We start from the raw sequence: 8,517 nt of genomic DNA, 5'->3' as shown, positions 1-8,517 counted from the left end.
TTGCGGTTGCTGCCGGGCCGGGCGGTGACCGGTGCGGCCAGCGGACTGGCGGTCATGCCGGCCTGGATCTGATTGACGGCCGCGTAGTCTTGCGGGCCGCCCGCCTGAGTCCAGCCTATCAGCCAGCCGTTGGCGGTGGGGCTGTGGATCACGTCCATGCCGGGCGGCACACTGCCCTGCCAGCCCGGGCCGACGAGGACGAAGGACTGGGCGCCGTTGCCGTTGGTGCGCGTACCGCGGGAAGCGAACACGTCACTCCACATGTCCAGCGCCGACAACACCATATAGCGGTCGCCGGTGGCGGGCAGGTTCACGATCAGCGGTGCGCGCGACACGTCGAACCACAGGCTGGAATAGAGCGCGTCGGCGCTGGGCCACGGCACGTCGCCCGCGCGCGGATCGGGGAAGGCGGCCTTGTGGCCGAACTGGTTCACCGGCGCCTTGCCGTCCAGCGGCGTCTGCACGGCCGTGGCCTTGCGGCGCGCCAATTCCATCAGCACCATCGGATAGGCGTAGACATAGGCGTCGATGGCGATGTCGCGCAGCTCTTGCTCGCTCATCTGCGCGGCGGGCGCGGAGGCGGCCGGATACGGCGTCTCGGACACCAGGCGCATGGAGGGACGCGGCGATTGCGCCTGCGCGGCGGTAACGAAGCAGGCGCTCAGCGCGCCGGCAAGCACCGCGGCGGACCACCGGCGGGTAGCGATAGATGTACGCATGCAAGGCTCCTTATTGGTGTTGTCTGCAAGCGAGCCGCCGCGCCGGGCTTGCCAGTTCGGGCAAGCCTCTCTGGCGCGGCACCTCGTGGTGACGCCTTTTCAGGATAGGACCGAACCCTGCAACAAGGTGCGACGCAAACGTTTCAAGGCGCAACGCGTGACGCCCGCGGATGCAGGCGAAAAAACGCGCCCAGGGAGGGCGCGCGGGATAGATCCGGGTCGCCCGGTCTGAAAGCACGGGCGTAACAAGGATTAACGGTGTTTGAAGTCCGGTTTGCGCTTTTCGGTGAAAGCCGCCATCCCTTCCTTCTGGTCTTCGGTCGCGAACAGCGAATGGAACACGCGGCGCTCGAACAGCAGACCTTCGTTGAGCGAGCCTTCGAATGCGCGGTTGACGCATTCCTTGGCCATCATGACCGAGGGCAAGGACATGGAGGCGATGACGGTGGCCGCGTCCATGGCTTCTTCCATGAGCTTGTCGGCCGCGACCACGCGCGACACCAGGCCGGCGCGTTCCGCTTCCTCGGCGCCCATCATGCGGGCGGTCAGGGCCAGGTCCATGGCCTTGGCCTTGCCCACCGCGCGCGGCAGGCGCTGGGTGCCGCCCGCGCCGGGGATCACGCCGAGCTTGATTTCGGGCTGACCGAACTTGGCGTTGTCGGCGGCGATGATGATGTCGCACATCATGGCCAGTTCGCAGCCGCCGCCCAAGGCGTAGCCGGCCACGGCGGCGATCACGGGCTTCTTGATGCGCTTGAGCGTTTCCCAGTTGCGGGTGATGTATTCGCCGCCATACACGTCCATGTACGACCAGTCTTTCATGGCGCCGATGTCGGCGCCCGCGGCGAAGGCCTTTTCGCTGCCGGTGATGACCACGGCGCCGATGCCGGCATCCGCTTCGAACGCCAGCAGCGCCGCGCCGAGCTCATCCATCAGTTGATCGTTCAAGGCGTTCAGGGCCTTGGGGCGGTTCAGCGTCAGCAGGCCGACGCGGCCCCGGGTTTCGACCAGCACAAACGACTCGCTCATTGATGTCTCCGAATAAGTATGAAAGTAAGATATGTCCATGGAAAAAGACAACGCTCTGCCGCTACTTTACCGCCTCGCGCCCCACGACCCGGCCGGACACCGCTACCGGATAACCCTAAGCATCGCCGCGCCCTCCCCCGGCGGCCAGCGCCTGTCGCTGCCGGCCTGGATTCCGGGCAGCTACCTGATCCGCGATTTCTCCCGCCAGATCGAATCGCTGGCCGCCTATTCGGGCACTCGGCACGTGCCGGTCGAGAAGGTCGACAACCATACCTGGCAGGCGGCGCCCAGCGAGGGTCCGCTGCGGGTCGAGTACGAAGTCTATGCCTGGGACCTGTCGGTGCGCGGCGCGCACCTGGATGAAACCCACGGCTTCTTCAACGGCACCAGCGTGTTCCTGCGGGTGCATGGCCAGGATCATCTGCCCTGTCTGGTGGACCTGGCGCCGCCGCGCTCGATCCAGGGTTGGAAGGTCTACACCAGCCTGCAGGAAGCGCGCGGCCACAAGGGCGCCGCGCGCCGCCATGGTTTCGGGCTGTACCTGGCGCCGGACTATGACGCGCTGATCGATCATCCGGTGGAAATGGGCACGCCGCAGGTGTCGAGTTTCGTGGCGCATGGCGCCGAACACGAACTGGTGTTCACCGGCGTTGCGCCCAATCTGGACCTGGCGCGGATTACGGAAGACGTGCGCAAAATCTGCGAGACGCAGATCGCGTTCTTCGAGCCGCGCAGCAAGCGCGCGCCTTTCCTGGATAGCTCGGACCGTTATGTGTTCATGACGATGGTGACGGGCGACGGCTATGGCGGGCTGGAGCATCGCGCCAGTACGGCGCTGATGACGGCGCGCAAGGACTTGCCGGTGATGGGCCAGCAAGGCCAGGGCGAAGGCTATCGCGGTTTCCTGGGCCTGGTGAGCCATGAGTATTTCCATACCTGGAACGTCAAGCGGATCAAGCCGGACGCCTTTGTTCCCTACGATCTTTCGCAGCCTGACCTGACCCGCCTGCTGTGGGTGTTCGAAGGCTTCACGTCCTATTACGACGATCTGTTGCTGCTGCGTTCGGGCGCGATTACGCAGCCCGACTATCTGCGTCTGCTGGCCAAGACCATCACCAGCGTGGCGCGCACGCCGGGGCGGACGAAGCAGTCGGTGGCGGAGAGTTCATTCGATGCCTGGACGCGCTATTACAAGCAGGACGAGAATTCGCCGAATGCGCTGGTCAGCTATTACACCAAGGGCGCGCTGGTGGCGCTGGGACTGGATCTGCTGATCCGCCGGGAAACGGACGGGGCGCGCTCGCTGGATGATGTGATGCGTTTGCTGTGGAGCCGTTATGGGCGCGATTTCTACCAGGGCAAGCCGCAGGGTCTGCCCGAGGACGGGCTGCCGGCGTTGATCCGCGAGGCCACGGGCGTGGATACTCGGCGCTTCATTGCGCGCCATGCCTACGGGACCGCGGATGTGCCGTTGGCTGAATTGCTGGAGCCGCAGGGCATCAAGTTGCAATGGAAGACGGCGGCCAATATTCCTTCGCTGGATGTGCGTACGCGCAAGCAGGGTGAGTCGCTGATGCTGGCGACGGTGCTGGAGGGCGGCGCGGGACATAAGGGCGGGTTGTCGGCCGGGGATGTGCTGGTGGCGGTGGATGGCTTGCGGGTGGAGGCGCCGGCGGGGCTGGAGCTGTTGCTGGCGCAGTATCGGGTGGGGGACCGGGTCACTGTGCATGTGTTCCGGCGGGATGAGTTGAGGGAGTTCCGGGTGCGGTTGGGTGCGCCGGAAGCCTTGGATTGCGTATTGACGGGCTGAGCCTGTTGGTTTGCTCGTTGCTTGGGGGTCGTCTTTTTTGGGGCGGCCCTTTTTGTTTCTTTTGGCCGCCTGGCGCGGCGGCCCGGCCGGTGGCGCGGGGCAACGATTGCGGTCCGGAGCCTTCGCTCCGGACTTCCCCTGCGTCATCCTCGTCACCGCCTGCGGCGGTTCCTTCGGATTCCCTTGGGCTTATCGACGCCCCGCGCCACCGGCCGGGCCGCCGCGCCAGGCTCCGTTGTTTGAATCTTCACGGGGCGCAGGGACGAACTGTGTGCTTGGGGTTCTGGCCTCGGTCTGATGTGTAGCGAAGATCTTGCGGGGTCCGCCCCAGGGCGGCCGCGCGGGCGGCCTTCTGGGGCTTGCGCGGGGTCTTGCGTCGAATATTTGTGGACCGTCAGCGATTACGCCCTCACTCCTCCTTCATCTGCGCCGCAGTCTGCAAAAACGTATCCAACGCGCGTCTCCTGCCCAACCGGCGGGTGACGGCGTAGACCATGGCGCGGGAGATGTTCGCGGGCAGGCTGCAGATGGCGAGGCGGTCGGTGGCGTGGCGGCAGGTAGAACGGGGGACCAGGGCCACGCCCAGTCCTGCGGCGACCAGCGCCAGCTGTGCCGGGACTTCGGCGACGGTTTGGGCGGCGGACAGGGGCAGGCCGGCGCGGGCGCAGGTTTCGGCCAGCGTGCGGGCGAAGGCCGACGTGTCCTGGCGCAGCATGACGAAGGCTTGGCCGGTCAGGTCCTTCAGTTCCAGCCGCTTGCGGCCGGAGAGGGGGTGACCCTTGGGGAGCACGGCCACGACGGGATCCGGCCATAGGGGCATGGACTGCAGTTCCTCGTCGTCGACGGCGGTGCGCGAGATGCTGACGTCGATGCGGTGCCCGCGCAGCGCGTCCAGCTGCGCGGCGGGGTTCATTTCATTGAGCAGCACGGAAACCTGGGGGTGGGAGGCCTTGTAGCGCGCGATCAGCGCGGGCACGGGGCCCATGAAGTGCGAGCCGGACAGGCCGACCTCGATGCGGCCCGCCAGGCCCTGGTCCACGGCGCGGACCCGCACGGTGGCGTCCTTCAGGCTGGCGAGGAGCGCGCGCACGTCGTTGAGGAAGGCTTCGCCGGCCTCGGTCAGGGTCACACGGCGGTTGTTGCGGTCGAACAGCTTGACCTCGAGTTCGCGTTCCAGCTGCGCGATCTGCAGGCTGAGGGGCGGCTGCGAGATGTGCAGGCGCGCGGCGGCGCGGGTGAAGTTGAGTTCTTCGGCCAGCACGGCGAAATAACGGAGTTGGCGGATTTCCATGGCGGCCAGTTATTTGGGAAAGATATCAAACCAGATAAAAACTATATTGGAAAATATCGTTCCCGGCGACCAGAATAAGTCCTGCCGATAGAGCACACGACAACATCCGGGGACCTGCCATGAGACCAGCGCTCGCCGCCGCAGGCGCCGCCACCGGCTGACATCCGTATTCGTATTTCGCATTGCCGGGTTCCCGCGCCCCGTCGCGGGCCGGCCCCTCTTACGCCTTTCGAGGAGCATCGCCATGACCACTTCCCCCCGCGCCCTGCGCATCGGCCAGATCGTGCCCAGTTCCAACACCACCATGGAAACGGAGATTCCGGCCATGCTGCGTCTGCGCGAGACGATCGCGCCGGAGCGTTTCACCTTCCATTCCAGCCGCATGCGCATGAAGCAGGTGACGGCGGCGGAACTGGCGTCGATGGACCGTGAATCGGACCGTTGCGCGCAGGAGCTGTCCGACGCGCGGGTGGACGTGCTGGGCTATGCCTGCCTGGTGGCGATCATGAGCCAGGGGCTGGGCTATCACCGCGTCTCGCAGGAACGTCTGCATCAGGCTACGGTGGACAACGGCGGGCCGGCGCCGGTGATTTCCAGCGCCGGCGCGCTGGTGGAGGGCTTGCACGCCATCGGCGCGCGCAAGGTCTCGATCCTGACGCCCTATATGAAGCCGCTGACCAAGCTGGTGGTGGACTACATCGAAAACGAAGGCATCGAGGTGCAGGACAGCCTGTCGCTGGAGATCCCCGACAACCTGAAGGTCGGCGCGCAGGATCCGATGGCGCCGGCCAGCCATGTGGAGCGCCTGAATACGCGCGGCGTGGACGCGGTGGTGCTGTCCGCCTGCGTGCAGATGCCGTCCTTGGCATCGATCCAGCCGACACAAGACCGCCTGGGCCTGCCGGTGGTGACAGCGGCGGCGGCGACGGTCTATCGGATGCTGAAGGTGCTGGACCTGGAAGCGCGCGTGCCCAACGCGGGCGAACTGCTGACCGGCAAGTACTGAGCCGGCGCGGCGCGGCGCGCCCTACTTGCCCAGCGACAGGATCTCGTTGGCGTTGACGATGGCGCCCGCGATTTCCTCGGTGGTGACGCGTTTGTTCATGGCCTGCTCGCGGATCAGGTCGTAGGCCTGGTCCTCGGTGACGTTGCGCGTGCGCATGAGGATGCTCTTGGCTTCCGCGATGCGGCGCACGCCCAGCAGTTTGCCCTCTAGCTTGCGCAGGCGCCGGGCATGCGACTTGATGTCGTCATAGACCTGGCGCGCCACCACCAGCGAAGACAGCAAGCCGAATGAGCGCACGGGCGAAGGCAACACCGCCTTCGCCCCGATGCGCAGCACCGCTTCGACGATGGTCGGATTCTCGTAGGTGACGATGGCGATGACCATGGGCGCGTCGTCGCTCTTGGCCCATTCGAAACCCAGGTCGATCACGTCCGGCCGCACGGCCAGAAACACCGCGTCCAGCCCTTCGGGCAGCGTGGGCGCCGGCGGCCAGAAGGTCTGCACCTGGCAGCCGATGCGTTGCAGCTGCTGCGTGAGCTGGCGGCCGTCGGCGTCGTCGGGATGATAGACGGCGATCCGCAGCGTGCGCAGGTCCTTGAGCAGGGAGGGCGTCGCGCGCTCCGCGCGCTGGCGGCTGGCGATATCGCCCATCAGATGTCCAGCGAACTCAGGGTGGCCGTCCAGTCGCCCAGCGAATGGGTGACCAGGTACGGATCGGGATGCACGGACCGCGTGGCCTCGCGCACGATGGTGAATTGGCCCTTGGCGTTGACCCGGCCGACACGCGGATACAGGCAGGTGTGATGATTGGTGGGATCGATGCGCACCCGGCCCTGGGGCGCCTGGAATTCGCTTTGCAGCACGCGCGGCAGGATTTGCGCGATTTCGTCGGTGCCGGTGTCGCGGAAGGCATTGGCGAAGATGTGCATCTGGAAGTACGCCGCTTCCCAGCAAAGATTGGGCACGCAATCGTGGCCGAAGCGCCGCCGCAAGCGTTCCAGGCAGCGCCGGTTGATGTCGGAATCGATGGACTGGAAGTACGGCGCGGAGGTGAAATGGCCGGCCGCGACCTCGGGTTCCATCTGCGAGATTTCCGCTTCGGAGGTCGTCAGGCTGGCGATGGGCATGGTCTTCGGATCGAAGCCCGCGTCCGCGTAGGCGCGGTACAGGCAGGCGGTGGAGTTGCCGACCACGGTGGAAAAGATGAAGTCCGGCCGCTTGTTGCGAATGTCGTCCAGGATTTCCCGGTAGTCGCGCTCGGTCGCGGTCAGGGGCACGTAGCGCTCGCCGAGCTTGGCGCTGTCCTGCCGCTGCAGCACCAGTTCGCCCATGATGCGGTTGGACTCGTAGGGATAGATGTAGTCCGAGCCGATCAGGTAGACCCGGGCGCCGAAGTTGGCGGTCATGAACTCCGCCAGCTGCACGCTGTTCTGGTTAGGCGCGGCGCCGGTGTAGATGATGTTGTTGGAGAACTCGAACCCTTCGTACAGCGTCGGGTAGAACAGCAGCCGGTTCCACTTCTCGACCACCGGCAGCACCGCCTTGCGGCTGCTGGACATGTAGCAGCCGAATATGACGTTCACACAGTCTTGCGTGATCAGCTTTTCGGCCAGCACGCTGTAGGTAGCGGGATCCGACCTCGGGTCGTAGCGCACCGGCACGATCTCGCGGCCGTCGACGCCGCCCGCCTCGTTGATCTCGTCGATGGCCAGCAGCGTGCCTTGCAGCTGGGAACGGCCTATGGTCGATGTGGCCCCCGTTTCAGAGAACAACACGCCTACGCGGATGGGATCTTTGTTTGCCATGATCGGGACGCCCGCTGGCGCGGGCATCCATCCTTTTTCGAGTTCATCAGTTTCAGCACAGCGGCAGCCGCCGTCAACACGTGGATTCCTGGGGTCGTCATGGCGTCGCCCTGGCGTAGGCGCGGACCAGCGCCTGCGGCAACGCCGCCGGATTCGTCACGATCCGGTAGCCGCGGAAGCCGAACATGGCGCGCAGCTGCGGTTCGGCCTTGGCGTCCAGTGCGACGCAATGCACGCTCACGCCTCGCCCGCGCAATTCCAGCACCGCCTCGCGCGCATCGTCCACCAGATAGCGCGGATCGTGCGCGTCGACATCGGAGGGCTCGCCGTCGGTCACGACGATGATGGCGCGCCGCTCTCCCGCGACGCGCAGCGCCAGCGTGCCGGCATGCCGCAACGCCGCGCCCAGCCGCGTCGAATAGCGAGCCTGGGCCGCGCCTATGCGGCCCAACGCGGTAGCCACCGGCGCGCCGGCCTCCAACAGGCGGTAGTAATAGACCGCCGCCCGCGTATCCGAGCAGAAGCCGTGCACGGCGATCCTGTCGCCTTCGCCCGATGTGGCTTGCGCCAGCAGCATCGCTGCTTGCTTCTCCAGGTCCAGCACCGTCGTCCCGGCGTCGGACGCCAGGTCGTTGGCCGAAGCCGACAGGTCCAGCAGCACCAAGGTGCTGCTGGCGCAGGGCTGGCTGCCGGGCCGCATGAAGAAGCGGGCGTCGGGTGCCAGATCCAGGCGCCGGTCGATCAGGACCTCGATCGCGGCGTTCAGGTCGATGTCATCGCCCTCCCATTGCCGCCTCAGGCGGCGCGCGCGGCTCAGGCGCCGCGATTGCGGCAAGGCCAGGCGTTGCGCAGGACCG

General features: G+C 66.3%; 8 protein-coding genes. 2 read left to right on the top strand and 6 right to left on the bottom strand.

Annotated elements, in window-relative coordinates; all coding sequences use genetic code 11:
* Positions 1–719, bottom strand: a 719-nt coding sequence (locus tag VIR09_RS15555) for a DUF1254 domain-containing protein (protein ID WP_332013683.1), incomplete at its 3' end; no start/stop codon positions are given.
* A gap of 252 nt (positions 720–971) precedes the next feature.
* Positions 972–1,748 carry an enoyl-CoA hydratase gene (locus tag VIR09_RS15550; RefSeq protein ID WP_013391124.1) on the bottom strand — a complete coding sequence of 259 codons (777 nt, stop codon included), beginning with the start codon at positions 1,746–1,748 and terminating at the stop codon, positions 972–974.
* Between the two features lie 31 nt (positions 1,749–1,779).
* Between VIR09_RS15550 and VIR09_RS15545 the strand changes: the two genes are divergently transcribed.
* Positions 1,780–3,558 carry a M61 family metallopeptidase gene (locus tag VIR09_RS15545; RefSeq protein WP_414639431.1) on the top strand — a complete coding sequence of 593 codons (1,779 nt, stop codon included), beginning with the start codon at positions 1,780–1,782 and terminating at the stop codon, positions 3,556–3,558.
* A 409-nt stretch (positions 3,559–3,967) separates the two neighbouring features.
* Here VIR09_RS15545 and VIR09_RS15540 read toward each other — a convergent pair whose 3' ends face one another.
* Positions 3,968–4,849: a LysR substrate-binding domain-containing protein gene (locus tag VIR09_RS15540; protein WP_332013681.1), complete on the bottom strand. Its 882-nt coding sequence runs from the start codon at positions 4,847–4,849 to the stop codon at positions 3,968–3,970.
* Positions 4,850–5,093: 244 nt separating this feature from the next.
* Here VIR09_RS15540 and VIR09_RS15535 point away from each other — a divergent pair, with 244 nt between their 5' ends.
* Positions 5,094–5,855, top strand: coding sequence for an Asp/Glu racemase (locus tag VIR09_RS15535; RefSeq protein ID WP_332013680.1), 762 nt, complete (start codon positions 5,094–5,096; stop codon positions 5,853–5,855).
* A 21-nt stretch (positions 5,856–5,876) separates the two neighbouring features.
* Here the strand turns inward: VIR09_RS15535 and VIR09_RS15530 are convergent, their stop codons facing one another.
* From VIR09_RS15530 to VIR09_RS15520, 3 genes are all read right to left on the bottom strand, one after another.
* The gene (locus tag VIR09_RS15530) at positions 5,877–6,506 is read right to left on the bottom strand and encodes an ANTAR domain-containing response regulator (protein WP_332013679.1); all 630 of its coding nucleotides are present in this window, start codon (positions 6,504–6,506) and stop codon (positions 5,877–5,879) included.
* Positions 6,506–7,660 carry a transporter substrate-binding domain-containing protein gene (locus tag VIR09_RS15525; protein ID WP_332013678.1) on the bottom strand — a complete coding sequence of 385 codons (1,155 nt, stop codon included), beginning with the start codon at positions 7,658–7,660 and terminating at the stop codon, positions 6,506–6,508. Before VIR09_RS15525 ends, VIR09_RS15530 begins: the two co-directional genes overlap by 1 nt.
* A gap of 97 nt (positions 7,661–7,757) precedes the next feature.
* On the bottom strand, positions 7,758–8,517 hold a 760-nt coding region (locus VIR09_RS15520), incomplete at its 5' end, for a nitric oxide reductase activation protein NorD (RefSeq protein WP_332013677.1).

It is taken from the genome of Achromobacter sp. (genome assembly GCF_036567245.1).
Taxonomy (GTDB): domain Bacteria; phylum Pseudomonadota; class Gammaproteobacteria; order Burkholderiales; family Burkholderiaceae_B; genus Achromobacter.
This window is presented reverse-complemented; position numbering and strand designations above follow the sequence as displayed.